The organism is Pseudomonas entomophila (genome assembly GCF_029193575.1).
Classification (GTDB): domain Bacteria; phylum Pseudomonadota; class Gammaproteobacteria; order Pseudomonadales; family Pseudomonadaceae; genus Aquipseudomonas; species Aquipseudomonas entomophila_G.
Window position 1 is genome coordinate 29,385 of the sequence record NZ_JARGCS010000056.1, and the last position, 26,267, is coordinate 55,651.

Consider the following 26,267-nt stretch of genomic DNA (forward strand, 5'->3'; position numbering starts at 1 on the left):
CTGATTGACAGCATAGAACCGTTCAACGAATAGGGATGGCAAATTGCCAATGCAAAGCATTGTTCTCCTGCTGTGGCTTGCCTTGTGCACCGAACAAGATGTTCGTGAACGTCAGATCTCCAACACGCTGACCCTGGGCGCGGCCGCCTGCGCCCTGGCCTGGCTGTTCGCCACCGGGCACAGCTGGATCGGCGCCGACGCCAGCGATGCCGGCTGGGCGCTGGCCATCGTCATGCTGCTCACCCTGCCCGGCTACATGCTCGGCCGCTTCGGGGCTGGCGACGTGAAATTGATGGGCGCGCTGGCCCTGGCCACCAGCCACCAGTACGTGCTGGGCACCTTCATCGGTGCCGGCGTCGCGGTACTGGTGTGGATCTTCGGCCGGCGCCGGCTGTGGACCCTGCTCAACCCCAAGGTGAAGAAGCGCCTGCAGCGGCTGGCCGAGCAGGTGGGCGACAAGCAGCCGTTCGCACCGTACGTTTTGGCGGGTTTCCTTTTAACCGCGGTATGGATCCCCTGAATGACCAGGCGGTCGAATCCCTTTGTATAACCCTTGTACATAATTGAAAAGTGCGACTACCGTTCTTAACGGCCAGTCTGCTGGCCACGGAGCAAGACCGATACGAACAGGGAGTGGATCGTGAACAAGTCTGTCAGTGAGGTGAAGATTCTGGTTGTCGACGACCAGCCGTTGATCGTCGAAGAGCTCTGCGAATTCCTCGAAAGCCAGGGCTACCACTGTGTGCCGGCCCATTCGACGGCCGACGCCATCGAGCGCTACAAAGTCGACGAGGCCATTGGCCTGGTGCTGTGCGACCTGCACATGCCCGAGCGCGATGGCATCGAGCTGGTGCGCGCGATCAAGGCCATCGCCGGCCAGCAGCGCCTGTTCGAGGCGATCATGCTCACTGGCCGCGCCGACAAGCAGGACGTGATCCGCGCCCTGCGCGAAGGGTTCGCCGATTACTACCAGAAGCCGATGGACCTCGTCGAATTGCTGGAGGGCGTGAAGCGCCAGGAGGAGGTGCTGCGCGAACGGCGGCGCAACTTCCGCGAGCTGGGCAACCTGAACCAGCGTCTACAGGAGCTGGCCGAATCCATCGACGACCTCTACCAGGACCTGGAGAAAGCCCGCGGCCAGGGCACGCACCGGCGCGTCGGCGACGTGGAGGAAGGTGAAAGCGAGTTGCCGCCAGTGTTCGAGAAGCTTTCACCCCGCCAGCTGGAGGTGGCCAAGCTGGTCAGCAAGGGCAAGACCAACTACCAGATCGCCTGCGAGCTGGGCATTACCGAGAACACCGTGAAGCTGTACGTGTCGCAGGTGTTGCGCCTGACCCACATGCACAACCGCACGCAACTGGCATTGGCGTTGACGCCACGGTCTTCGCCGGTGCACCAGCGCTTTACCACCCATTAGCGGTTGTCAGTGCCGGCCCTATCGCGGGGCAAGATAGGGCCGGCACAAACACCACAAAATCCCCCGCCTCAATTGTTGGACGAATTGATCTTGGTCCAGCGATAGAAATCCGGAATCACATACTTGTAGGTGTCCAGCCAGCGCTGCATGGACTGGTCGCGCTCGCGCGCGGTCTGCACCTGGGGTTGCGTGGAGGCCTGCTGGCCGCTGGACTGCACGCGCAACAGGGCTTCGGTGGCGGTTTCCGGCGGCGGCTCGCGTGGCGGCTCTTCGGCCAGGGCCGCCAGGGGGGCGAGCAGGGTCAGCAGTATCAGGCATCTGGACATCGGGAAGACCTCCGTTGGCATCATCGCGGGACGAGCCCGCTCCCACAGGGGACCGCGTCGCTCAGCTCAGCGGCGTGCGTGCGCTGGCCCTGAGTCGCTGGGCCCGGGCCTGGGCTTCGGCGAACTGCTCGGGTTTCAAGCGCAAGCGGCTCACCAGGTCACTGGCCTGCTGCCAGTTGTCTTCCACCAGCGACAAGGTCACCAGGTTCACCGCCGGCAGCGGGTTGTCCTCTTTCAACTCGATGGCGGTGAGGAACTCGAAGCGCGCCTGCTCATGGCGGCCCAGGTTCATCAGCACCACGCCCAAGTCGTTGCGGATCTTCTCGTCGGTGGGCGCCAGGCGCACCGCGCGTTGCAGGTTCTGCAACGCCTGCACGTCATCGCCGCGGGCCGAGGCCAGTTGGCCGAGACCATGCTCGGCCTCGGCCGCCAGGCAGCCGCCGAGCAGGCTGCGGTACAACGGCTCGGCCTCGCTGCGCCCGAGCAGGCGCGACACCTTGGCCTTGCGCAGGCGCACCGCCTCCAGGCTGTCGGGCAGTTTTTGCAGATGGGCCAGGCTGGCGTGGGGCCGGCCGTCGTTGACCATCTCGTCGGCCAGGTTCAGCGCCAGTTGCTGGTCGGCATCCGGCTTGGCGCAGGCGCCACCGCCGAACAGGCGGTCCAGGCCCTGGGGTTGCTGCCCCGCGCACCCCATCAGCAGCAACAGGCTGCCGGCCATCAGGAACACTTTCATCATCGCCCCTCCCCCTAGGACCCCAACGCCCGCGCCAACGCGGAAAAACCCGGCCCGGCCAGCACGATGAGCAAGGCCGGGAACAGAAACATCATCATCACCGCCGACATCTTCGCCGACATCTTCGACACCCGCTCTTGCAAGCCGGTCAGGCGGCGGTCGTCGAGCAGGTCCTTGAGCGCCAGCAGCGACTTCATCGCGCCGCTGCCCTGCAGAAGCAACTGCTGCAGGATCACGCAGGTGTCGAGGTATTCGTCCACCGCCAGCAGGCGCGCGCTTTTCTCCAGTTCCGCGCCCAGCGCCAGGCCCGAGTCGACCCGTTGCAGCACCTGGCGCAACTCTTCGCTGATCTCTGGCACCAACATCCGCCCCTCCTGGCTCAGCACGCGCAGCGCCTGCTCCACCGCAAGGCCGGTCTCGAAGAGGATGCGCAGCAGTGGAATCAGTTGGCTGACCTCCGCGGCGATACGCCGCTGGCGCCGCGCCGCCGCCGCTGCCAGCAGGCGCTTGGGCAGCAGGTAGCCGGCGCCCAGGGCGATCAGCGGCAGCACCAGCCAATGCAACGGCCCGGTGCCCGTCACCCCGTGCTGCAACACCAGCACCACGCCCATCGCCAGCAACGGCAGGCCCAACTGCACGGCGGCGAACAGCGCGCGCTGACGGCTGCGGCGCCAGCCGAGGCGGTCGAGCAAGCCCTGGGTTTCGCTGTCGAGCTTCTGCAGGCGACGGCCCAAGGGGCTGCCACCCAACCACTGCAGCCAGTCGTTCAAGCGCTCCTCGCGGGCCATGCGGCCTTGCAGGCGCCGCGCCACCAGGTAACGGCCGCGCCACTGGCGGGCGAGTTGCAGCGCCAGCAGGGCGAAACCGGCGAACAGACACAGTGCGGCGATCAATAGGGCCATGCTCAGAGGCTCCTCATCATGCGCCACAGCACCAGGCAACCGAGCATTTGCAGGGCGAAGGCCATCAGCAGCAGCAGTTGCCCGTGGGCGTCGCGCCACATGGCCAGCAGGTAGTTGGGGTTGGCCATGAGGAAGTAGCCGACCATGCACAGCGGCAGCGCGCCGAGGATCCACGCGGTCACGCGGGTCTCACCAGTCATGGCCTTGAGCTGACGACCGCCCTGCTCGCGCTCGCGGATCAGCTTGATCAGGTTCTCCATCAGTTCGCTGGCGTTGCCGCCGTAATGCTGGTTGATGCGCAGGCCCAGGGCGAACAGGCGCAACTCGTCCTGGCCATACAGCTCGGCCAGCTCGTGCATGGCGTCGTCCAGCGGCACGCCCAACTGCACGTTGCGCCGCACCCGGCCCAAGGCCGAGCGCAGTGGCTCGCGGGTGCCATCGACGCCGCCGAGCACCGCGTCGCTCAGCGTGCGCCCGGCCTTGAGGCTGCGCACGCTGTAGTCCAGCAGGCCTGGCAGTTGCTCGACCAACTGGCGCACGCGGCGACGGCACAACCAACTCAGGTAGAAGTACGCCGTCAGCGGCACGCCCAGCAGCACCATCAACGCCGCCACCCAGCCGCTGGCCAGCAGCGCCAGCAGCACCAGCGCCAGCCAACCCAGCAGCCAACGCCGTGGGCGCACCTCGATATGCGCCAGGCCCGCGCGCAACAGCAACGGGTCGAGCCAGTCACGCCGGGCGCTACCGCTGCGTACCGCGCGGTAGGCACGGCCCAGGCGTTGCAGCACGCGCTCCTCGCCGCGCTTGTGCAAGCCCAGGCGCAACAGCACCAGCGCCACGCCCAACAGCAGCGGTGCCAGGGCCAGCAGCAGCGGCCCGATCACAGCACGCCCTCGTGGAGCAACTTGGCGCCCGCCGGGTGGTGCGCCTCGCGCAGGAAGCTGTCGCCATTGCGCCGGTCGAGGCGGAACAGGGTATTGGTGACGTACACGTCGTCGCGCACGCCCACCACCTCGAGCACTTCGCTGACGCAGCGCCGGCCATCGGCCAGGCGGGTCAACTGGATGACCACGTCCAGCGCCGCGCAGATCATCTGCCGCAAGGTCTTCTCGGCCACCTGGCGGCCGGTCAGGCCAACCAGGGTTTCCAGGCGCAGCAGGGCATCCTGGGCCGTGTTGGCATGCACCGTGCTCATCGAGCCGTCATGCCCGGTGTTCATCGCGGTGAGCACGTCGATCACCTCGGCGCCGCGAATCTCGCCGAGCAGGATGCGATCCGGGCGCATGCGCAGGGCGTTGCGGATCAGTTCGCTGGCCTTGATCTCGCCGTGGCCCTCGGCGTTCGGCGGGCGGGTTTCCAGGCGCACCACGTGCGGGTGGTGCAGTTGCAGTTCGGCGACGTCCTCGATGGTCACCAGGCGCTCCTGCGGGGCGATCATCTGGCTGAGGATGTTCAGCAAGGTGGTCTTGCCGGTACCGGTGCCGCCGCTGACCAGGACGTTGCAGCGCCGCCCCACGGCGCGCTCGAAGAAGTCGAAGATCGGCTGGTCGATGGCCCGGGTGGCGAGCAAGTCGGCGCTCTTGAGCATGTCCTGGCGGAACTTGCGGATCGACAGGCACGGGCCGTCCAGTGCCACCGGCGGGATGATCGCGTTGACCCGGCTGCCATCGGGCAGGCGCGCGTCGACCATCGGCGACGATTCGTCCAGGCGCCGCCCGAGCGGCGCGAGGATGCGCTGCATCACCCGCTCCACATGGTGCGCGTCGATGAAGCGCAGGTCGGTCTGCTGCAACAGCCCGGCGCGTTCGACGAATACCCGGTATGGCCCGTTGACCAGGATCTCGGTCACGCTGACATCGCGCAGCAGCACCTCCAGTGGGCCGAAGCCGGTGAGCTCGTCGACCAGTTCCTCGGCCAGGCGCTCCATCTCGTAGCGCGACAGCGCCAGGCGCAGGCGGCCGACGTAGTCGCCGACCTGTTCGAGGATGAACTGCGCCAGCGCCGGGCGCGCGCCTTCGAGCAGGTTGCGCCCGGTGTCCTCGATGGCATCGATGACGAAGCGGTGCAACGCACGCTTGAGCGCCTGCGGGTCGCTGGCGGCGTGGCGCGCGCCGCCGAAGGGTTCGTCGCCGCTCATTTGCTGCCCCACAGCCGGCGCAGCCAGGTGAAGGTCGGTGGCGCGAGGTTTTCCGAGCGCCGCGCCAGGCGCTCGCCGAGGCCTCGCAGGGCTTGGGTCAGGCCTTCGCGGGGGGCCAGTTCGAACAGGGTCAGGCCCTGGTTCTTGACGTTCAGGCGCACCTCGGGGCTGTACGGGATGACCTTGAGCAACGGCAACGCGTAGCGCTTGGCCAGGGCCTCGGCGTCGGGAGCGACATGGCGCAGGTAGCGGTCGACCAGCAGGCTGGCGTGCTCCAGCTTGATGCCGCGATCGCGCCACAGCTCCAGCACGTCGAGGTTGCGCCGGCAGTCGAGGATGTTCTGGTCGGTGTAGACGATCAGCTTGTCGCAGTGACTGACGACGGTGCGCAGCGCCTCGCTGTCGGCATGCCCGGTGAGGTTCACGACGATGTGCTGGAAGTGCTGGCGCAGGGCGCTGAGCAGCATGTACAGCTCAGCGGCGCTGGTCTGGGCCAGGGGCTCGTCGTTCTCGGCGTAGGCGAGGATGCGCAGCCCGCCCTTGTCACGGGTGAAGGCGCTGTCGATCAGGGTGGTGTCGAGCCGGCGCAGGTGGCGCAGGGCGTCACCGAAATGGAACGACGCCTCCAGCCCGAGCAGGGCCAGGCTGTCGCCGCGCGGCAGGCCAAGGTCGAGCAACAGGGTCTGCTGGCCGCTCTCTTGCACCACGCGCGCCAGGTGGGTGGTCAACAGCGCGCCATCGGCACCGCGCTGGGCGCCGTAGAGCACGGTCAGGCCACCCAGGCTGGGGTTGTTGGTCACCGCCGGCAGGCGCTTGCCCAGGCGCCGCACCAGCCCGGCCACCTCGCTGGCGCGTGAGCCGTAGGCCACGAAATCACGTGCACCGGCGCGCATGGCGTGCAGCACCAGCTGGTTGTCCATGCCATCGCCCAGGGCGACGATCGCCAGCATCGGCTTGGCCTCCAGCACGCCTTCGATCAGCGCGCATTGGCTCACCAGTTGCTCGCGGTCCAGGCCGATGAAGACCAGGTTGCTGAAGGTCACGTCGACCAATGCCAGCAGCTCGTCGAGGCTGCCGGCGCTGGCGCCGATCACCTGGCCCAAGGGCGTCAGGGCGCCCTGCAACCAGTGCAGGTCGTCCTCGTTGCGGGTAAGCGCCAGGTAGGTCTGGTTCAGGCTCTCGCTCATCGTGATAACCCACTGCGGCCATTGAAGTTGCCGTTTTCCATGAAGAACAGGCGGCCCCAGCTGGGGTCGTAGGTGCGCAGGTCTTCACCGGGCAGCTCGGGCAAACGGGCGTTGGCGGCCAGCGGCTGGACCAGGTGCGGGGTGACGATCATCAGCAGTTCGGTTTCCTCGCGTACCAGCGACGATTGACGGAAGAACGCGCCGATCACCGGCAGGTTGCCAAGACCAGGGAACTTGTCCACCGCCGAACGGGTATTGCTGCTGATCAGCCCGCTGATGATGAAGCTCTCGCCATCGGCCAGGGAAATGCTGGTGTCGGTGCGACGCACGCTCAGACCAGGTACTGCGGTGCCAGCTATGTTCACCGCGTTAGTGAAGTCCAGTTCGCTGACTTCCGGTGCGACCTTCAGAGTGATGCGATCACGGCTGATGACCGTGGGGGTCAGCGCCAGGCGCACACCGAACTCCTTGTACTCGATCGACACGTTGTCGCTACCGGCGCTGGGCACCGGGATGGGGATCTCGCCGCCGGCCAGGAAGCTCGCGGTCAGGCCGCTGAGCACGGTGAGGCTGGGGCGTGCCAGGGTGTAGGCGAAACCGCTGTTCTCCAGGGCGTTGATCGCCGCAAGGAAACGGCTGCTGCCGCCGCCCCAGACGATGTTGAAGACGCCGTTGTCGAGGGGCATACCTGGACGCACATCGGCATAGCTCACCGGGTTGCTACTGGTCTGGATACCTGGCACGTGGTCAGGGCGCACAAAGGTGTTAGGCACAGTGCCCGGCGATCCGAACAGGGTATTGTTGGATCCCTTGAAGAACAGCCGCACCCCGGCTTCCTTGTACTTGCTGCGGCGCACTTCGACGAAGCGGATGTCGGCCTGCACCTGGGTCGGCAACGCGGCGTCCTGGGACGGCAGCAGCGCGGCCTCGGCCATGTCGACCGTGGCCCGGCCCTTGACGAACAGCATCGCCCGATGGGGTGCCGGCGCGCAGGCGGTCCACAGCATCAGCGTGGTATTGCCGGGACCGACGGCGGTCAGCAACACGGCGCGCTCGCCGCTGGCCTGCACATCGGCGACCTTCGGCTCGCCCACCGCCACCCGACTGATGGCCAAGGGCAGGCGTAGCTCCTGTTGCAGGCCCTGGTCCATTTCGATCACCGAGGGCAACTGGGCGACCGCCTCGCAGCCCTTGGCCGCCGCATGGGCCCGGGGCAGCAGCGCAGCCAGGGCCAGCGCGCAGCACACAAGAGTGAACATTCGCTCGGAACTACGCATCGCGGCATCCTTGCTGGGTCAGGGGGTCTTGTTCGCGTCGTCAGCGCCCTTGGCGCCACGGATGATCTGCATGCCCGGCACGCTGCCGGCGGGCGCGGCCGTGGCCAGCGGTACCTGGGACAGCTGGCTGAAGCGGTAGAGGTCGCGGTTGGCGCTGTCCACCTGCGGGGTGGCGCTGGGGTCGGCCCAGTAGCGGGCCAGGCGCTGTTCATCGGCGCTGCGCACGGCCAGGCGCAGGGTGCCGGCCTGGGCCGCGAGCATCAGCCGGCTGGCCAGCGCCTCGGGCACCGCCAGGGCCACGGTGCGAGTGCCGCTGCCGCTGCCGATCATCGCCTGGTCACGACGGGCTTTGATTTCCTCGGGGGTCTGGGCCGGGCGGCCGTCGTTGGCCAGGCCCGTCTGCTCGCCGACGCTGAGCACGCGCAACGCCGGCACCACGACCTGGGCGGAGGCCTGCGGATGGTTGTTTTCCTCGCGCAGGAACAGCAGCACATCGACGTAGTCGCCGGGGCGCAATTGCCCGGCAGCGCCGACCACCTCGTCGACGCCCACGGCCACCGCTCGTTCATGCGGGCGGATCATCCGCGCCAGCGGCCCGCCCGCCTGGAAGCTCGACGCGTCCAGCCAGGTGCCCGCCGCCAAAGGGCGGTCGCTGCTGCGCCCGACGACCTGCTCGATGCGCTGGAAAGCGCTGGCCGGCACCACTTGCAGGCGCTCGACCACAACATCCTCTTCGCTCAACGGGGTATTGGCCGGCACCGCCTTGCGCAGCACCACGATGGGCGAGCCAGGTGGTGGAGCGGGAGGCGCAGGCGCCGGGGCGACGAGCGGTTGCTCGGCACTTGGCATGACCGGTGCCGGTGCTGGCGCAACTGGACGGCTGAGGGTCAGCCCCCAGTAGCCGGCAAGCAAGGCGGCGAACAGGAACAGGGCAGCCAGCATCATGGTCAAGCGACTGCTCATGTCCGCCCCTCCCTGCACCCAAACGCGTGATGTCAAAAAGTAACTATTTCGCTATTGAACGGTAGCGCAGACAGCCTCGTTCGCCATGAGGGCGGTCGGCTTTTTTCAGCCGTAAATTTGACGCACTGAGAAAACAGTCACTTAGATAACCTGATTAAAACCAATACTTTATGACTAACTCCTTTTTACATTTGCAGCTTGGCGCAGCTTGGCAATCCTGTGATGTCAAAGGGGTGTCACTTTGCCGCATCCCGAAACCGGCGCCGGTCGGCGCAAGGAGATGTGCCATGTTGCTGAAGATGTATTGCCATTGCGTGAGCTTCCTCAAACGCAAGGACGGCGCCTCGGGTATCGAGTACGCCGTGATCGCCGCGATGGTCGCGGTGGCGCTGGCGGCGTTCGTCACCCCGATTTCCGCCGAGGTCACTGCCTTGATGACCAAGATCAAGACCGCCATCACCACCACCCCTTGACCCTGCGCCGAACGCCCGCCCTGTGAAGCCCACGACCCGGAGCCGACCATGCCGACCTCTTCCTTGCGCCAACAGATCCTATTGGTGGACGACGAGGAAGAGGCCCTGCTGGAATTGGCCGAGTTGCTGGAGAACGAAGGCTTCCAGTGCCACACCGCGACCTCGGTGAAACTGGCCCTGCATCACCTCACCCGCCACCCCGACGTGGCGCTGGTGATCACCGACCTGCGCATGCCCGAAGAGAGCGGCATCGGCCTGATCAAACGCCTGCGCGACCATACCGCCCGCCAGCACCTGCCAGTGATCGTGATGTCCGGGCATGCGGGGATGGACGATGTCAGCGACCTGTTGCGTCTGCAGGTGCTGGACCTGTTCCGCAAGCCGATCTACCACGCCCGGTTGCTGGAGACCCTGGACAACCTGTTTCCCAAGCCGTTGCTGCAGGTGGCCAAGTAACGAGGTGACCCTCACCCTGTAGAGCGGGCTTGCCCCGCGATAGGAACATTGCGCCGGGAATACAACCCGCTGCCACACCGCTACAACTGATAACTGAAACTCACCGTGAACCTCGGCCGCCGATTCAGGCTGTCCAGCGCGATATCCGACATCGGCTTGGCCACCTCCAAGGCAATGTTGTAATAGCGCGCATCACCGAAACGCACCCCCACCGCCGCCGACGAAAGCTTGGCCCTCTGCACGTCCAGCTCGTTGAACCAGGCCCGCGCCGCATCCAGCACCACGTAGGGCTGCATGACCTTGAGCCAGGCGCCATCGCGCTGGAAGCTGTAGTTCACTTCGTAGGCCAAGCCCCAGCCCTTGTCGCCGGAAGCCTGGTCGCTGGGGTAGCCGCGGCCGAAGTTCTGCCCGCCGAACACCGCGCGCTCGCTGTCGGGCAGGCTGTCGTTGCTCCAGTAAGCTGCTGCCGAAGCGACGCCCTGCCAGTGGTCGAGGAAGTTATCGCTTTGCGCCCCGGACAGACGCAGGCGCAGGAAGTCTAGGTCGTAGCCGGCGTTGGTGCGCGCACCAAAGTGATCGAGGCCCTGGTACACGCCGGCACTGAGGATCCGCAGCCGACGCGCCTCGGCCTTGCGCCAGTCGCCCTCGAACGACAGCGCACGCAGGTCGGTTTCGCTTTTCAGCTCCAACGGCAGGCCGACCACCTGGTAGTCGATGCGGTCGTTGACCGCATAGAAACGCCCCACCACCTCCAGCCACTCGGTGGGGGATGCGATCAGCGGCTGGCTCAAGCCAATGGCGTAGCGCTCGTTCTCCCGGTGCTGGGTCAGGTCGATGCCGTTGTCCAGGCGGATGCGGGCTTTCGGGTCGCTGCGGTAGCGCGAAGCCGAGAGCAGCAGCTGGGTGCCCTCGTCATCGACGAACTGGCCATAGTCGAGGCGCCAGTAACGCTCCTTGTCCTCGCCCGGCGGCACCAGCACGCTGGCGCTGAGCTGTTCGGCGAAGCGGGTCTGGGCATTGCTGGTGGCGCCGAACAGCGCTTGCAGGTCGTCACGGTTGCCATCGCTGAGGTTCATGCTGGTGGTGAACGGCTTGCGCGAGGCCTGGGCGACCAGCCGGGTGGCGCCGTCGGTGGTGCCGGGGGGCGGCACCTGGGCCTGGAAGGTCACCCCAGGGATACGGCTGATCAGGCTGGTGTAGCGCTCGAAGGTCTTGCGGGTCAGCGGGCGCTCGGCCTTGAGCTTGGCCACCAGGCGGTCGAGGTAGGCGCGGGCCGGGCCGATGTCACCTTCGACCTGGTGATCGCGGATGTAGCCCTCCACCAGCACCACTCGCACGCGGCCATCGGCGAAGTCCTGGGGCGGCAGGTAGGCATATGACAGCAGGTAGCCGTCCTGCTGGTAGCGCTGGGTCAAACGGCGGGTGACGTCGATCAGCTCGGCCAGGGTGACCTTGCGGTTGAGCAGGGGGCGGTAGTGATCGCGCAGGTCGCTCAGCGGGTACACCGTGCCGCCCTCGAAACGCACCTTGCGCACCTGCACCTCGGTGCTCATCAACAGCGGCGGCTGCTGCGGGGTGGCCAGTGGCGGCACCTGCAGGCCGGGCGCGCTGGGGCGATAGGCATCCATGGGCAGGTTCGGGGTGGGCAGGCGGCGTTCGGTTTCGTTGCTGTTGAGGAAACTCGGCAGGGGTTCGGCACGGGCCACGCAGGCCCAGGACAGCACCAGCATCGTCACGACCAGTGGACGCATTCGGACACTCCATGATCCGGGGGTTAGGTGCCCGCCGCTGTCAAACAGGCTGGGGGACCTGTAGGCGCGGGCTTGCCCCGCGATGAGGCGGGGCCTGCTACAAGCGTAGGTGCTTGCCGCAGGCCCGTCGACTCAACGCTGGCCGCCCCCCAAGGCGCCGCTCACGCCGCCCAGCACACCACCGATGCCACCCGCCTGCCCACCACCACTACCGGTGAGCAACCCACCGGCCTGGCCGACCGCGGTGCCCACCGCGCTGACCGTGCTGCCCAACTGGCTGACCACCGGGTTGCCGCTGGCCGCGCTCAACTGCCCGCCCGCCGATGCCACCGCGCCACCGGCCTGGTTCAGCAGCCCGGCCACTGGCGCGCCCACGCCGGTGCTGGTGCCAACCTGCTGGGTGACGCTGGCCACGCTGCCCAGCACCGGGCTCAGCCCTGCCCCGACCTGTTGAGTGAGCGCAGCCACTGGAGCGCCCGCCGCGGTGTTGGTCACACCATTGCCGCCAACCACGGTGCCGAGGCTGGCGACCGTGTTGCCCACCTGACCCACAGTGCCACCGACCGTGGCGAGGCTGGGATTGCCGACGCCACCCGCCAAGCCGTTGCCGGCGCCTGCGACCACGCCACCGACGGTTTCCAGCAGCCCTGTGCGCGGGCCACCACTGGTCGGGGCCAAGCCGCTGCCGATGGCCACCGTGCCCCCCAGGTTGCTGACGGTCTGTCCGAGGGTGTCGGTCAATGGGTTGCCGTTACCCGCGCCCGCCAACTGCTGGCCTGCTTGGTCCAGTGTGCCGCCGACACGGTTCAGGGTCTGGTTCAGCGGCCCGGCCAAGCCGGTCTGGCGGGTGGCATTGACGACGGTGTTTTCCACCAGCGACACCACCGGCACCAAGGCATCGCTGACGCCTTGGGTGGCGCCGCTCAACGGCCCGCTGGTGCCGATTGGCGTCAGGGTGTTGCCCAGCATGGTCACCGCCTGGCCCACCTGGTCGACGCCCTGCCCGACCCCGGCGACCACCTGGTTGACCAGCGGTACCTGCTCGACCAGCGAACTGTTCGCCAGCCCCTGAACCCCATCGCCCAGGCCACTGACGCCTGTGCCGAGGTTGGCGGTGGCGGCGCCGACCACACCCAGGGTGGTGCCGACCGCGTTGTTGCCAGTGCCCAGTTGCCCAAGGCCGTCGCTCAGGCCGCTGCCGATGCTGTTGACGGCATCGCCGGTGGACGAGACTAGCGCGCCGACGCCACCGGTCAGCGAGGTATCGCCCGCGATGGGCAGCGAGCCCACCACCTGGCCAAGGTTGCTGAGACCATCGCCCAGGCCGGAGACGGTATCGCCCACCTGCCCGACCACCTGGCCGGTGACCAGCGGCGTGGGCGTGCTGCCGCCACCGGTGCCGCCATCGCCACCGCCTGGGGTGCCACCGCCGTTGCCTGGGTTAGTGCCGCCGCCTCCGGTGCCGCCTGAGCCACCGGTGCCGGCCGTGCCACCGCTGCCTGCGCCACCCGAGCCATCGCTGCCCGCCGCACCGGCCGCGCCATCCGCAGACGAGCCATCGACTTCGCTGTGATGGCCGCCGCCGCCACTGCTGCAGCCTGCCAGCCCCAGCGCCATGATGAGTGCCAGCGCCGTACCCGTCTTGATCCACGCGTGATTGTTCATGTGGGCGACTCCTGCCGCTGTTGGTGGTGGGATGCGCGGGGCCGTTTGCGGCGCCGTGATCCTTTCAATCAGCAGTGAAGCTCTGGAGGGTGGGGGCGGATAGGTCGTAAGTTGGTATTAAGACCGGAGGCAGGGGGCCAGCACCGAATAAAACCATAACTAATTCAATTACTTATATTGTATGGATTGGGCGCACTACGGATGGGATAGTGATAACTGACTAGTTATCGCGCTGGGTTTGGGGCTGATAGGTGCCTCTCAACCCCGATGCAACCTCAGGCCAACCCACCCAAATCACTCATTCACCTGAAACTCCACCCGCGCCGTCTCCCCACTTTCATCCAGCGCACTCAACTCGATCCGCCCCGCCTGCTCGAAGCGCACCAACAAACTGTCCTGCCCCTGGGTCTCCCCCACCGGCTGCCCATTGACGAACCACCAGCGCTGCCCTGCCCCCCCCAACGCCGAAACCCGCAACTGCAAGGGCTCATGGCTGGTCGCTGGCCGGCGCAGGTCATCACCCGCCCGTACCCCCACGATCGACAACGGCGGCGCACTGGCCGGCACCTGCGGCGGGCAAGCCGGGTCCACCACCGGCAGGCGCGCGGCACGCCGTTCGACCCTGGGTAGCCAGGGCTCCAACGGCGCAGGCCACAAGGCCACCTCACGGGCCCTGGCGCCCGCGCAAGTGGCATCGACACGCAGCCCCCGGTCATTGACCCACACCGTTTCCCGCAACCCCAACCCCAACGGCTGGTCCGCAGCCTGCAAGGTCGGCGGCGTAGTGCCGTCGAGGGTCCAGGCAAAGCGCTGGCGCCGACACTCGGGATCCTGCCGGCTCATGGGCTGGCCCAGTGGCCAGCAGATCGCGGCCACGCCGACGCTGGACGGCACCGCGGCCACCGGCACGGCGATGCCGCGCTGGCTGTCGCGGTTGCTCAACAGGTCGTGCACCTGGAGCATCAGCGGCGCCGCCGAGGCCAGGCCGAACTGGCCGGGCACCGGGGTGCCGTCGGGGCGGCCGATCCACACACCGATCAGGTAGCGCGGGCCGACACCCACCGACCAGGCATCGCGAAAGCCATAGCTGGTACCGGTTTTCCACGCCAGTTGCGGGCGCTGCACCAGCTCGGCGTGGGGGTCGCGGTCGGGGCGCGCCTGGCCGCTGAGGATGCGCCGGGTAATCCACGCCGCCCCCGGCGACAGCAGGCGCCGCTCCACCAGCGGGTCCTGCGGTTGCAGGCGAATGCGCGCGCTATGGCCGTCCCGGGCCAAGGCCGCGTAGCCGCCAACCAGATCCTCCAGGCGGCTGCCGGCACCGCCGAGAATCAGCGACAGGTTCGGCTCGGCCAGCGGCGGCAGCACCAGCGGCATGCCGCCCATGCGCAACTGCGCGGCGAAGCGCTTCGGGCCGTAGGCTTCGAGTAACTGCACCGCCGGCAAGTTGAGCGACAAGGCCAGCGCCGAGCTGGCCGACACCGGGCCGCTGAAGCCCATGGAGAAGTTACCGGGGCGGTAGTCGCCGTAGCGCCGAGGCACGTCTTGCAGCAGCGACTCGGAATGGATCAGGCCATCGTCCATGGCCATGCCATAGAGGAACGGCTTGAGCGTCGAGCCGGGCGAGCGCAAGGCATGGACCATGTCGACATGGCCGAAGCGCCGTGCGTCGTTGATGTCGATGGAGCCGATATAGGCACGCACCGCCATGCTTTGCGCCTCGACCACCAGGATCGCCGCCGAGGTGCGCTCGGGCAGGCGCGCGCGCCAGCCCAGCAGCAGGTCTTCGAGGCGTCGTTGCAGCGCGGCGTCGAGGGTGGTGCGGATCAGCGGCGGGCTGCCCGGGGTATTCAGGCGCCGAGCCAGCAACGGGGCCAGGGCCGGTTCCTGGCGAGGGGCAAGCAGCAACGGCTCCTCACGGGCTTCGTCGAGGCGCTGCTGCGGCCACACCTGGTATTCGCCCAGGCGTTGCAAGACCTTGTCGCGGGCCCGCTGGGCGCGCTCGGGGTGACGGTCAGGGCGCAGGCGGCTGGGCGCCTGGGGCAACACGGCGAGCAGCGCCGCCTCGGCGGGCGTGAGCTGCCTGGGCGACTTGCCCAGGTACGCCCAGCTGGCGGCCGCCACGCCCTGCAAGGTGCCACCGAAGGGCGCGCGGTCGAGGTACAGCTGGAGGATCTCGGCCTTGGACAAATGCCACTCCAGCTGCGCCGTGCGCCACAGCTGGCGCAGCTTGCCGCCCAAGGTGCGGTCGTGCGGGTCGAGCAGCCGCGCCACCTGCATCGACAAGGTGCTGCCGCCCGACACCACGCGCCCGCCGCGCAGGTTCAGCCAGGCAGCGCGCGCCAGGGCCAGCGGGTTGACCCCTGGGTGGTTGTAGAACCAGCGGTCCTCGTAGGTCAGCAGCGCCTCCAGGTACAGCGGCGACACCTCGTCGGGGCTGACCGGGTAACGCCAGACACCGTCGGCGTCGGCGAAGCGCCACAGCGGCGTGCCGTCTTCGGCCAATACCACGCGAGCGAGGTCGTCACCGGGCAGTGGCAGCGGCCACAGGCGGTCGGCCAGCCACAGCAGCGCCGCCGACAACGCCAAGGTGACGGCAAGGCCGCGCACGGCCCGCGCGCGAACTAAGCTTGGCATCGGGAACCGACCTGGCCAGGTGATGGCCAAAGCCTTGGAATCGCCGATTCGATCATCAGGAAGCGACTATGCATGTAGAAGGTTTTTTCGAGTGGCTGGGCCAGGCACTGGGTTCGTTGATCCGTTTCATCGTCGATGGTTTGAGCGGGCTGTTCAACCTGCTGGCCAACGCCGGGGGCAACTTCATCGATGGCTTGGCGCGCACGCTGGGCATGGACACGTCGCTGGTCAGCATCCTGGCGCTGATCGTCGGGCTGATGCTGCTGTATTCGGCGGTGCGCGCGTTCATGCGAGCGTCGATCGTGCTGGGAATCATCTGGGCGTTGCTGGGGTTGTGGGTGTTGAGTTGGGTGGTGCATTGAACGACGCGCACTCTCCCTGCAGGAGCGGGCTGGCCCCGCGATAGCGTCAGACCAGGCAGCATCGCTGGCCCTGCTGACGCTATCACGGGGCCAGCCCGCTCCTGCAGGGGGAGTGCGCGTTCGTGCTAGCGGTTCTTGACCACCATGTCCCCCTGGCTTTCCCCCACCGCCTGCAGGTTCGGCCGGTACATCGACTCCACCTGCGGCGGGGGAATGCGGTAGCTGCCCGGGGTCACCGCGCGGGCCAGGTACAGCAGGTGGGTGGTGCCGTAGCTGTCGAGCTTGAGCGCCGCCACGTAGCGGTCGTCACGGTACTCCTGGTGAACCACGCTGGCGTTCTGCATCGACTCGCGCCACTGCTTCACCGCGCTGCTGGCGTTCTCCAGGCTGGCGGCGCTTTGCGCGAGGTTCTGGTTCTCCAGCTCCAGGCCCGCCGGCAGCAGGTCGACCACCAGCGCATCCGGCACCTGGCTCTGCGCCTTGAGCGCCAGGTGCACCAGCACCAGGTCACCGCTGCGCAGGTTGCGCAGGTCCAGCGCTTGGCCGTTCATGCCCAGGTACTCGCGGCGAATCTCCATGCCATTGCCGCTGGCCGCCGGTGCCTGGCGCAGGTAGCCGGAGAGCGTCAGTTGCTGGTACAGGGTCTCGCTGCCCTGGTTCTGAATACTCAGCGGCGAAGCCAGCAGCGGGCCTTCGAGCTTCATGCCCGACTCGGCGTTGTTGAACTCGCGCACTTCACCGGCGCTGTCCAGGCGCGCCTGCCAGTTGCCCTCGGGTTTGCCCAGCAAGCCACGCCCGGCGAGGAACAGCGCGTTGCGCTCCTGGGTCGACAGCCAGCGGTTGGCGGCCAGCTCGTCGGACAGCGCGAACAGACGCTGGTCGACCTGGTTGCCGGCCAGGTCGTTTTCCTGCAACAGGGCAAGGATCAACGCCTGGTCACGCACGGCACTGCCGTAGTCGGCCAGCCAGCCCTTGCCGCGGCCGATCGCCAGGCCCGCCTGCAAGGCCTGCTGGGCACGCGGCTTGTCGCCCATCTTGTCGAGCGCCACCGCCAGCTGCACCAGCGGCAGGCCGGAACGCGCGTCGCTGCGCCGCTCGAACAGGCTGCGCAGGGCGCCCAGCGGCGCCTGTTGGCTGCGCGCCAGCACCAGCGCGGCGTAGGCCTGCACGGCGAAGCGGGTGTGCTCGGCGTTCTCGCTGTAGTCGACTTCGATCAGGTTGCGCTCCTGCACGTAGCGCAGCAGGCGCTCGTTGGCCTTCTTCAACGCTTCGGCAGGGACGCCGTAGCCTTGCTCGCGGGCGCGCAGCAGGAAGTCGCTGACATAGGCGGTCAGCCAGTATTCTTCTTCGCTGTCCGAACTCCACAGGCCGAAGCTGCCGTTATAGCGCTGCATGCCCAGCAGGTGCTCGATGCCCATCTCGATCTTGCGCTTGCGCACCTCGGCCGGCTCGCCCTTGATGCCCAGGCGCTTGAGGCTTTCGGCGTCGGCGTAGAGCGAAGGGTACAGGCCACTGGTGGTCTGCTCCAGGCAGCCGTAGGGGTAGGCTTCGAGGGCGCGGATCTGCTCAGCGAGGTTCAGCGGCGGGCGGCTCGACAGCGCCAGGCTGGCTTCCAGGCCCGCCGGCTCGAACAGCGCCAGGTCGCCTTCGGGCAGGCTCCAGGGCTGCTCCTTCAACGCCACGCGGTAGTGCTTGAGCATCGCCGGGTAGGCTGGGCGCACACCGAGGGTCCATTCACGTTCGAAGGTGTTGGCCGGCTCGCCGGGCAGTTGCAGCCCGGTGACGCTCACCCGCACCTTGCCCTGGCCCAGGCCACCTTCGGCCTGCACCGGAATCAGCAGCGTGCTGCGCTGGCCCACGGCCAGGGTGACGTTCTGCTGGGCGGCGGCGGTGAGGCTCAACTGGCCCTCGGTGCTCAATTGCACGTTCAGCTGCTGGGCGCGACCAGAGAGGTTGGCCAGGTCGAGCGCCAGGCGGGTCTGGTCGCCGCCGGCGAGGAAGCGCGGCGCCGACAGCTCGGCGATCAGCGGCGCGGCCACCACCGTCTTGCCTTCGGCGACGCCGAAGTGTTCGTCGGTCCAGGCCTGGGCCATCAGGCGCAGCTCGCCGTTGAAGTCGGGAATGTCGACGCTCGCCTGCCCCTCGCCCTGCTCGTCGAGGGTCACCGGCACGCTCTGCTGGGCGACGATGGTCACCGTGGTGTTGGGGCGTTTGCCACCCTTGGCCATGGCCGCGTCGCCACCGAACGCCAGGCTCGCCAGGCGGCCCTGGCCGGCTTCGATCAACTGCCCGTAGATGTCCAGTTGGTCGGCGCCGTAGGCCTTGCGCCCGAACAGGCTGGTGAACGGGTCGGGGGTCTTGAAGTCGGTGATGTTGAGAATGCCCACGTCCACCGCCGACAGCAGCACGTGCACCTGCTTGGGCACGCTGCCGTCGGCGTTGATGGCCTTGAACTTGACGGTCAGCGGCTGTTTCGGGCGCATCTTCTCCGGCGCTTGCAGGGTCACGGCGAGCTTGCGCTCGGCGCGGTCCAGCGGCAGGTGCAGCACGCCGACGGCGCGCTTGGGCGTGGCGTTGACCTTGCGCTCGCCGGGGCGGATCACCAAGGCGCTGATATAGAGGTCGTGGCGTGCCCATTTCTTGTCCAGCTCGACCTCGAAGGTCTTGCCTGCTGCGGGCACATCAATTTCCTGCCACCACAGCGGGCCATCGCTGGACTCGATCATCAGGTAGCCGCTGCCGGCCGCCGGCGGGGTCACGGTGACCTTGGCGGTGGCGCCGTCGGCGTAGGACGGTTTGTCCAGCGCCAGCTTGACCTGATCCGGGCGCACCGCGCCGCCTTCGGCGTTGTCCTGGGCTCGGTAGCCGGCCCAGAAGCGCTCGCTGGACACCAGCCCGGTCTGCGGGTCTTCCACCTCGACCCGGTACGGGCCCCATTCCACCGGGAAGGTCAGCTTGGCCGTGGAGCCGGCCTTGACGCTGACGGTCTCCTCGGCCTGGGTGAGGAATTTCTCGTTGTAGTTGTAGCTCCAGCCGTCGCTCTGCGAGTAGTTCCAGTAGTAGTCGCGGCGCTCGCGGATCAAGCGCACCTTGAGGTCGTCGGCGGCCAGCTTGTTGCCGTCGCGGTCGGCCACCAGCACCTCGAACTCCACCGGGGCGTCGCTGTCGGTCTCCTCACCGTCGAACAGCCCGCGCAGGCCAGGCAGGCGCTCGGCGGGCCAGATCGGCTGCTCCAGGCGCCGGGTGATCGGCCGGCCGCCGGACTCCTGCAAGCTGGCCTGCACGGTCAGTTGCAACGGCGAGCGCGCCTCGGCCCAGCGGCTTTCGATGTCGACGGTGGCCTTGCCGGACGCGTCGAGGGTGACTTCGTCCAGTTCCAGGTCCTGGCTCAGTTCGTTTTCGGTGACCGAGCCGAACTGGTAGCCCGGCAGCTTCGGCACCGCTTCGCGCAGCGGGCGCACGTAGGCCTGGCCGCTCAGGCGGTTGCCCGCGGCCGGGGCGCCATAGAGGTAGCGGCCCTTGACCTGGATGCTGGCGGTTTCCTCAGGGCTGAGCGGCGTGTCGCTGCCCTTGAGTTCCAGCGCCAGGCGTTCGGGGAGGAAGTCTTCGACGAGGAACTCGTACACCTGCTTGCGCCCGCCGCCGAGGTCGAGCAACAACTGCCAGCGCCCGGTCGGCGCCTCGCTGGCCAATTGCAGTTGGTACTGGAACAGGCCGTTGGCGTCCGCTTCCCAGACGAACTTGCGGCTGACCTGCTCGTCGGGGCGGCGCACTTCCACAGTCACCGGCTGTGGCTTGAGCGGCTTGCCGTCCTGGTCGCGCAGCAGGCCGTTGAGCAGCACCGTCTCCCCAGGGCGGTACAGGTCGCGCGGGCCGAAGATAAAGAACTGCAACGGGTTGGCCTGGGGGCCGGTGATGTCGAATTCGGCCAGGTCCAGCGCGGCGGTGTTCAGGCGCAGCAGGGTGGTGTGCACGCCCTGGGTGGCGATCAGGGTGTCGGCCTTGGCGGTGATCGGCAGTTGCGCGTGGCCCTTGCCGTCGGTCTTGGCCTGGGCCAGCAGCTTGCCCTTGTCGTCGTGCAGCTCCAGGGTCACGTCGGCCAAGGCCTTGCCGCCTTCCAGGGCTTGGGCGAAGACATCGAGGCGGTCGCGGTAGCGGTGCGCGGAGACACCGATGTCGCTCAGGGTGAACAGGGTCGCGGGCTGGGAGTAGTCGTAGGTGCCCGAGGCGCGCATGACGGCCAGGTACACGCCCGGCTCTTGCAAGGGCTTGATGCCGGCGATCGGCAGCAGCACGGTCTCGCGGGTATTGCGCGCGGGGTTGAGGTCGAAGCGGCCGCTGTAGACCAGTTCGGCCATCTCCAGGGTTTCCTTGGACTGGTAGTAGTACAGGCTGCTGTTGCGGCCCCAGTTGACCAGGAAGCTGGAGAGCATGTCGGGCTTGATGCGGAAGAATTCCACGTCGACCTTGTCGACGTTCAGGGCGATCACCGGCAGCCCTTCGGCCAGGCGCGTGGGCAGCAACGAGCCGCGGCTGGCGAAGCCGATGGTGGGCTGCATGTCGCGGGTTTCCAGGCGGCTGACCGACTCGCTTGGCAGCGCGTTGCCGTTGACCGCCAGCAGGCCCTTGTCGACGGTCAGCACCAGCTTGCGCTGCGGCTCGAGGTGGCGCAGGCGCAGCTCCATCTGGTTATCGGAGAGTTCCCAGGCGCCGTCGAGCTTGCCCTTGACGGTGTCGACCAGGTGGATCTTGCTGGCAAAGTCCTGGTTGGCGTCCAGCGGCACCGAAAAGCTCACCGACAGGGTGCTGGCGCCGTCGAGCTGCACTTCCGAGACATCCAGCACAGCGAGCTCGCGGCCTTCGTAACGCTTGGCCAGCACCGCCGGGTCTTCGCGCTGCGGCGCCTTGGCCTCGACGGCCGCGCTGGCGGCGGGTTTTTCGGCGGGTGCCGGGGTGTCCTTGGAGGAGGAGTCACAGGCACTGAGAAAGGCCAGCGCGCAGGCCAGCAACAATCCTTTGTTGAGCATGGAGAGAGAACTCTTCGGCAGCGGGGTGGTGAAGGCGGAAACTATAGCGCAACCAGCGCAGGCTCACCGGGCGATGGGTGACAAGTGAGACGGGGTTCGCGCGGATAAGTTGCGGGGCGGGTAGAATTCCCGACCTTGGTTCGTGCGCTGCCAGTGCGGGCCCCCATCCCCACCACGAAGGCCCGCCCCCACGCATGCCCACCCTGCCCCTCGACTGGCGCCACCGCCCCACCCACCGCAGGGTCTGGGCCCTGGCCGCACCGATGATCCTCTCCAACATCTCGGTGCCGCTGGTGGCGCTGGTGGACAGCACGGTGATCGGCCACCTGCCCCACGCCCACCAGCTCGGCGCGGTGGCGGTGGGCGCCACCTTGTTCACCTTCATGGTCGGCCTGATGGGGTTCCTGCGCATGGGCTCCACCGGTTTCGCCGCCCAGGCGGCGGGCCGCGCCGACGGTGCTGCGCTGCGCCAGGTGCTGGTGCAGGGGCTGCTGCTGGCGCTGGCCTTCGCGCTGCTGATCGGCCTGCTCGCCCTGCCCTTCAGCCAACTGGCGCTGCACGCCATGCAGCCGAGCGCGGCGTTGCAGCAGTCCACCGAAGCGTTCTTCCACACCCGCCTGCTCGGCCTGCCGGCGGCCCTGGCCAGCTACGCCCTGGTGGGCTGGTTCCTCGGCACCCAGAACGCCCGGGCGCCGCTGGCGATCCTGTTGACCACCAACCTGCTGAACATCGCCCTGAACCTATGGTTCGTGCTGGGCCTGGACTGGGGCGTACTGGGTTCGGCGCGGGCCTCGGTGATCGCCGAGTGGAGCGCCGCGCTGCTCGGCCTGGCCCTGACCCGCCCGGCCCTGCGCGCCTACCCCGGGCGCATCGCCTGGGCCGCGCTGCGTCGCTGGCAGGCCTGGCGGCCCTTGCTGGCGGTGAACCGCGACATCTTCCTGCGCAGCCTGGCGTTGCAGGGCGTGTTCCTGCTGCTGACCGTACAGGGCGCACGCCTGGGCGAGGCCACGGTGGCGGCCAACGCCCTGTTGCTCAACGGCCTCATGCTCACCGCCTATGCCCTCGACGGCCTGGCCCATGCGCTGGAAGCGCTGTGCGGGCACGCCATCGGCGCCCGCGACCGTGAGGCGTTGCGCCGCTCGCTGGTGGTGGCCTGCGGCTGGTCGCTGATCGTCAGCCTCAGCTTTGCCGGGGTGTTCCTGGCGGGCGGGCAGGTGTTCATCGATGTGCAGACCGACATCGACAGCGTCCGCGCGGCGGCGTACCCCTACCTGCCCTACCTGGCGGTGTTGCCGCTGGTGGCGGTGTGGAGCTATTTGCTCGACGGGCTGTTCATCGGCGCGACCCGGGCACGCGAGATGCGCAACGCTATGTTGCTGTCAGTGCTGCTGGCGTTGCCGCTGGGGCTGGGGTTGCGCGGGTTCGGCAACCACGGGCTGTGGGTGGCGTTTCTGGGGTTCATGGCGCTGCGGGCGGTGACCCTGGGGTGGGTGGGGTGGCGGTTGCAGCGCAAGGGGCTGTGGGTGCGGTGAGCCGCTGCCCTTTCGCGACACAAAACCGCTCGCACAACAGGCGTCGACTTGCAGCGGGTTTGTGTTGCAAGAAGACACGGCAATAAAAGAAAAGGACCTGAAATACTTTTCCGTTTGACTCAATTGTCAATTCGCCCAGAAAGATCAAAACCGAGGCGCTGGCTGGGCTCAAGGTCGTGCAGGCACCAACAATCCCGAGTTCGGCACGTGGTGGGGATCTCCGCCCTATGGTGATGATCCTCAAGATCAAGAGTGGATCAAGGCAGGTATCGAGTATGCGAAGTCTTTCGGTTACTAGGTGGCTGATCGCCAGTCTTGTCCTAGTTATCCTCATACAATCCATATGGATCTTCACAGCCGCCCCGACGCCTGAATTGAGTCGCATCGTCTCCAACCTACCTATCGGTAAGTACAGTGCCGTCTACGAAGTGCTCAGCAACAGCGGCGGCGCGACGGTGCCGATGACGTACCTGTACTTCATCGCGCCGCGCCAGGATGACGAGCAGAAGGCCCTGGATATGCTGAAAGGTCTTTCACCGTTCCTGGTCACCCGGCAACCCGGTGCGATAGAGAGGGTGCAAGGACTGAAAGTTCATGCACGCACCCATGACACCGTCTACCGCTATTCGAGCACGGCGGTGCTCAGGGAAGACGGCGAAGTGAGCCCGGTGAGCGTGGAGCTAACGGCCACGCTGGACGATCTGCAGTGAGTTCATCGCGGGGCGATCCGACTCGCCCCGCGATGGCGACACCCGCCTTACGAAGACAGGTACGAAGACCGGGTCAGCCCCAAGCGCAGCGCATCCAGGTACTGGGTACGCTCGCGCGCGGTGATGCGGGCGCTGGCGACCTTGTCGCGGTAGTGGGTCATCAACTCCTCCGGCGACAGGTGCACGTAGCGCAGCATGTCTTCGATGGTGTCGTGGGTCTCGATGCCGGCGTGGTACACGCTGCCGTCGGCGTTCTGGTAGATGTTCACCGAGTCGGTGTCGCCGAACAGGTTGTGCATGTCGCCGAGAATCTCCTGGTACGCGCCCACCAGGAACACGCCCAGCAGGTAGTCCTCGCCCTCCCTCACCGCATGCACCGGCATGCTGGTCTCGATGCTCTGCTCGTCGACGTACTGGTTGATCTTGCCGTCGGAGTCGCAGGTCAGGTCCTGCAGCACCGCGCGGCGCATCGGCTCTTCGTCCAGGCGGTGCAGCGGGATGATCGGCAGCACCTGGCCGATGGCCCAGGTGTCGGGCAGGCTCTGGAACACCGAGAAGTTGCAGATGTACTTGTCGGCCAGCTTGTCGTTGAGCTCGTCCAGCACCTGGCGATGCGAGCGCTGACGGGCCTTGAGCGAGTTGTGCAGGCGGCGGCACACGGCGAAGTAGCATTGCTCGGCCAGGGCTTTTTCAGCCAGGGTCAGCTTGCCGTCGGCGTACTGCGCGGCCACGTCGCCCATGTAGTGGGTGGCGCGCCAGTAGGTCTCGGTGACCATCTCGATGTCGGTCGGCCCGAGCAGGTCGGCCAGCCACTGCACGGTCTCGGGCAGGGCCTCCTTGTTCTCGATGGTCGGCATTTCGTCGTTGTGGCTCTCGACGTCGGTCACCTGGATCACCAGCATGGCGTGGTGCGCAGTCAGCGAGCGGCCGCTTTCGGAGAAGATGTGCGGGTGCGGCAAGCCCTGCGCGTCGCAGAACTCCTTGAGCATGCCCACCACCACGCCGGCGTAGTCGTCCATGTCGTAGTTGATCGAGCTGGCGTTGCGCGAGTGGGTGCCGTCGTAGTCCACACCCAGGCCACCGCCGACGTCGATGTGGTCGACCGGCAGGCCCAGCGCGCGCAACTCACCGTAGTAACGGATGGCTTCCTTGAAGCCGTGCTGGTAGTCCGCCAGGTTGGCGATCTGCGAGCCCATGTGGAAGTGCAGCAGGCGGATGCCCTGGTCCAGGCCCGCGTCGCGGAAGCGCTGCACCACCGAGATCAACTGCGCGGCGGACAGGCCGAACTTGGACTTCTCGCCCCCGGTGTCGGCCCACTTGCTCGACGCCAGCGACGAAAGGCGCACGCGCAGGCCAACCTGCGGCTTGACCTTCAGCTCCGCGGCCTCCTCGATCACCAGGGCGACCTCGGACTCTTTCTCGATGACGATGAACACGTTGTGGCCCAGCTTCTGGCCCATCAGCGCCAGGCGGATGAACTCACGGTCCTTGTAGCCGTTGCAGACGATGGTGCCGCCCTTCGGCGCCAGCGCCAGCACCGCCAGCAGCTCGGGCTTGGAGCCGGCTTCCAGGCCGATGGAGACGTTCTGGGTGGCGATGATGTTCTCCACCACCGCTTCCTGCTGGTTGACCTTGATGGGGTAAAGCGCCGTGTACTGGCTCTGGTATTCCAGGCGCGCGATGTTGGCGTCGAAGGCGCCGGTCAGCTGGCGCACGCGGTCCTGCAGGATGTCCGGGAAGCGCACCAGCAGCGGCAGCGACAGGCCGCTCTGGCGCAGCTCCTCGACCTGTTCGTACAGGTCGATCGGCGCGCTGCCGGGGCCGTTGGGGCGTACTTCGACACGCCCGGCTTCATTGATGGCGAAATAACCCGCGCCCCAATGGCGGATACCATAAACACTGCGGCTGTCGGCCACGGTCCACTGGCTGCCATCGTCTTTGCGTGTGCGTCGTACGGACATTCAAGTCCCCTATAAATAAGTCGAAGACACTGCCCCGCTGGGGCGGACGCAGTGTAGAAGCTGAAAATGACGATTCATCCGTGCCAGGGTAGACCTTGGCCACGGGAACGAGTTTAGAAAGCGCTGGGCAAAAAATCGCGCCGGGGCATCAGCCACCGGATTTCTTCGCCTTGAAACCTTGCTTGGTCAACTCGGCGAGCAGCAGCTCGACGTGGTCGCCCTGGATCTCGATGACCCCATCCTTCAAGGCGCCACCGGTGCCGCAGCGGCGCTTGAGGTTGCTGGCCAGCTCCTTGAGCTGCTCCAGTGGCAGTGGCACGCCGGTCACGGTGGTCACGGTCTTGCCGCCGCGGCCCTTGCTTTCGCGGCGCACGCGGGCGATGCCGTCGCCTTCGGGGGTGACCGGCTGCTTGCAGACACAGGCGTCTACCGGCTTGCCGCAGTCAGGGCAATGCCGGCCAGCATCGGTGGAATACACAAGACCGCCCAGGGCGGCGAAGGAAGAAGCTTTCTTGGACACTTTTGTTCCTCTTGCTGAGGACAAAAAATGGTCGATGCCTGGAGCCAGGACCGACCGCGAAGCCCCACTCTGGCAGGGGCGGCGCTAACTGTCGCAGGTGCTGCGGCAGCCCGAAAAGGGCGCGCAGTGTAACGATAAATGCATCGCTTGCTAAGTACCGGATTGCGCCATTTTACGCATGTATTGCGACCTGGGCCGCGGCGGTGCGGCGACCCGACTTGCCCCGCGACAGCG

21 protein-coding genes are annotated in these 26,267 nt (G+C 67.3%); 7 read left to right on the forward strand and 14 right to left on the reverse strand.

Translation table 11 applies throughout. The annotated features are described in order from the left end of the window. The first annotated feature begins 49 nt into the window (after positions 1–49). Both P0Y43_RS23940 and P0Y43_RS23945 read left to right on the forward strand, forming a co-directional pair. Positions 50–520, forward strand: a complete 471-nt coding sequence (locus P0Y43_RS23940) for an A24 family peptidase (RefSeq protein ID WP_275639726.1) — start codon at positions 50–52, stop codon at positions 518–520. Between the two features lie 120 nt (positions 521–640). Beyond that, entirely contained in the window at positions 641–1,417 is a 777-nt protein-coding gene (locus tag P0Y43_RS23945; RefSeq protein ID WP_275639727.1) for a response regulator transcription factor, read from the forward strand. A gap of 68 nt (positions 1,418–1,485) precedes the next feature. Here P0Y43_RS23945 and P0Y43_RS23950 read toward each other — a convergent pair whose 3' ends face one another. The 8 genes from P0Y43_RS23950 to cpaB all read right to left on the reverse strand — a co-directional run bounded on the left by P0Y43_RS23950 (position 1,486) and on the right by cpaB (position 8,942). Further along, complete coding sequence (locus P0Y43_RS23950) at positions 1,486–1,743, reverse strand: DUF3613 domain-containing protein (protein WP_275639728.1); 258 nt, start codon at positions 1,741–1,743, stop codon at positions 1,486–1,488. Positions 1,744–1,804: 61 nt separating this feature from the next. Further along, on the reverse strand, positions 1,805–2,476 hold the full coding sequence (locus P0Y43_RS23955; protein ID WP_275640219.1) for a tetratricopeptide repeat protein: 672 nt from the start codon (positions 2,474–2,476) through the stop codon (positions 1,805–1,807). Between the two features lie 14 nt (positions 2,477–2,490). After that, the gene (locus P0Y43_RS23960) at positions 2,491–3,378 is read right to left on the reverse strand and encodes a type II secretion system F family protein (protein WP_275639729.1); all 888 of its coding nucleotides are present in this window, start codon (positions 3,376–3,378) and stop codon (positions 2,491–2,493) included. A gap of 2 nt (positions 3,379–3,380) precedes the next feature. Next, the gene (locus P0Y43_RS23965; RefSeq protein ID WP_275639730.1) at positions 3,381–4,262 is read right to left on the reverse strand and encodes a type II secretion system F family protein; all 882 of its coding nucleotides are present in this window, start codon (positions 4,260–4,262) and stop codon (positions 3,381–3,383) included. Then, the gene (locus P0Y43_RS23970; protein WP_275639731.1) at positions 4,259–5,515 is read right to left on the reverse strand and encodes a CpaF family protein; all 1,257 of its coding nucleotides are present in this window, start codon (positions 5,513–5,515) and stop codon (positions 4,259–4,261) included. Before P0Y43_RS23970 ends, P0Y43_RS23965 begins: the two co-directional genes overlap by 4 nt. Beyond that, positions 5,512–6,702 carry a pilus assembly protein gene (locus P0Y43_RS23975; RefSeq protein WP_275639732.1) on the reverse strand — a complete coding sequence of 397 codons (1,191 nt, stop codon included), beginning with the start codon at positions 6,700–6,702 and terminating at the stop codon, positions 5,512–5,514. The genes P0Y43_RS23970 and P0Y43_RS23975 overlap by 4 nt, the downstream gene beginning before the upstream one ends. Continuing rightward, on the reverse strand, positions 6,699–7,979 hold the full coding sequence (locus tag P0Y43_RS23980; protein ID WP_275639733.1) for a type II and III secretion system protein family protein: 1,281 nt from the start codon (positions 7,977–7,979) through the stop codon (positions 6,699–6,701). Before P0Y43_RS23980 ends, P0Y43_RS23975 begins: the two co-directional genes overlap by 4 nt. Before the next feature lie 18 nt (positions 7,980–7,997). Further along, positions 7,998–8,942 (reverse strand): Flp pilus assembly protein CpaB, encoded by a 945-nt coding sequence (gene cpaB / locus P0Y43_RS23985; protein ID WP_275639734.1) that lies wholly within the window; start codon positions 8,940–8,942, stop codon positions 7,998–8,000. A gap of 287 nt (positions 8,943–9,229) precedes the next feature. On the opposite strand from cpaB, the gene P0Y43_RS23990 reads away from it, so the two are divergent. Continuing rightward, positions 9,230–9,415, forward strand: coding sequence for a Flp family type IVb pilin (locus tag P0Y43_RS23990; protein ID WP_275639735.1), 186 nt, complete (start codon positions 9,230–9,232; stop codon positions 9,413–9,415). 48 nt (positions 9,416–9,463) lie between these two features. Beyond that, entirely contained in the window at positions 9,464–9,871 is a 408-nt protein-coding gene (locus P0Y43_RS23995) for a response regulator (RefSeq protein WP_275639736.1), read from the forward strand. Positions 9,872–9,951: 80 nt separating this feature from the next. On the opposite strand, the gene P0Y43_RS24000 is transcribed toward P0Y43_RS23995, so the two are convergent. The 3 genes from P0Y43_RS24000 to pbpC form a co-directional block, all read right to left on the reverse strand. Further along, positions 9,952–11,622, reverse strand: coding sequence for a ShlB/FhaC/HecB family hemolysin secretion/activation protein (locus P0Y43_RS24000; RefSeq protein ID WP_275639737.1), 1,671 nt, complete (start codon positions 11,620–11,622; stop codon positions 9,952–9,954). 132 nt (positions 11,623–11,754) lie between these two features. Further along, positions 11,755–13,287, reverse strand: coding sequence for a collagen-like triple helix repeat-containing protein (locus P0Y43_RS24005; RefSeq protein WP_275639738.1), 1,533 nt, complete (start codon positions 13,285–13,287; stop codon positions 11,755–11,757). 294 nt (positions 13,288–13,581) lie between these two features. After that, on the reverse strand, positions 13,582–15,921 hold the full coding sequence (gene pbpC / locus P0Y43_RS24010) for a peptidoglycan glycosyltransferase PbpC (protein ID WP_275639739.1): 2,340 nt from the start codon (positions 15,919–15,921) through the stop codon (positions 13,582–13,584). Positions 15,922–15,989: 68 nt separating this feature from the next. Here pbpC and P0Y43_RS24015 point away from each other — a divergent pair, with 68 nt between their 5' ends. Then, positions 15,990–16,283, forward strand: a complete 294-nt coding sequence (locus tag P0Y43_RS24015) for a hypothetical protein (protein WP_275639740.1) — start codon at positions 15,990–15,992, stop codon at positions 16,281–16,283. A gap of 125 nt (positions 16,284–16,408) precedes the next feature. On the opposite strand, the gene P0Y43_RS24020 is transcribed toward P0Y43_RS24015, so the two are convergent. After that, positions 16,409–21,310, reverse strand: a complete 4,902-nt coding sequence (locus P0Y43_RS24020; protein WP_275639741.1) for an alpha-2-macroglobulin family protein — start codon at positions 21,308–21,310, stop codon at positions 16,409–16,411. Between the two features lie 194 nt (positions 21,311–21,504). Between P0Y43_RS24020 and P0Y43_RS24025 the strand changes: the two genes are divergently transcribed. Both P0Y43_RS24025 and P0Y43_RS24030 read left to right on the forward strand, forming a co-directional pair. Continuing rightward, positions 21,505–22,842: an MATE family efflux transporter gene (locus tag P0Y43_RS24025; RefSeq protein WP_275639742.1), complete on the forward strand. Its 1,338-nt coding sequence runs from the start codon at positions 21,505–21,507 to the stop codon at positions 22,840–22,842. Between the two features lie 374 nt (positions 22,843–23,216). Further along, entirely contained in the window at positions 23,217–23,552 is a 336-nt protein-coding gene (locus P0Y43_RS24030) for a hypothetical protein (protein ID WP_275639743.1), read from the forward strand. Between the two features lie 47 nt (positions 23,553–23,599). On the opposite strand, the gene speA is transcribed toward P0Y43_RS24030, so the two are convergent. Beyond that, positions 23,600–25,513 (reverse strand): arginine decarboxylase, encoded by a 1,914-nt coding sequence (speA, locus tag P0Y43_RS24035; protein WP_275639744.1) that lies wholly within the window; start codon positions 25,511–25,513, stop codon positions 23,600–23,602. 148 nt (positions 25,514–25,661) lie between these two features. After that, positions 25,662–26,033, reverse strand: coding sequence for a translation initiation factor Sui1 (locus tag P0Y43_RS24040; protein WP_275639745.1), 372 nt, complete (start codon positions 26,031–26,033; stop codon positions 25,662–25,664). Between the last annotated feature and the right edge of the window lie 234 nt (positions 26,034–26,267).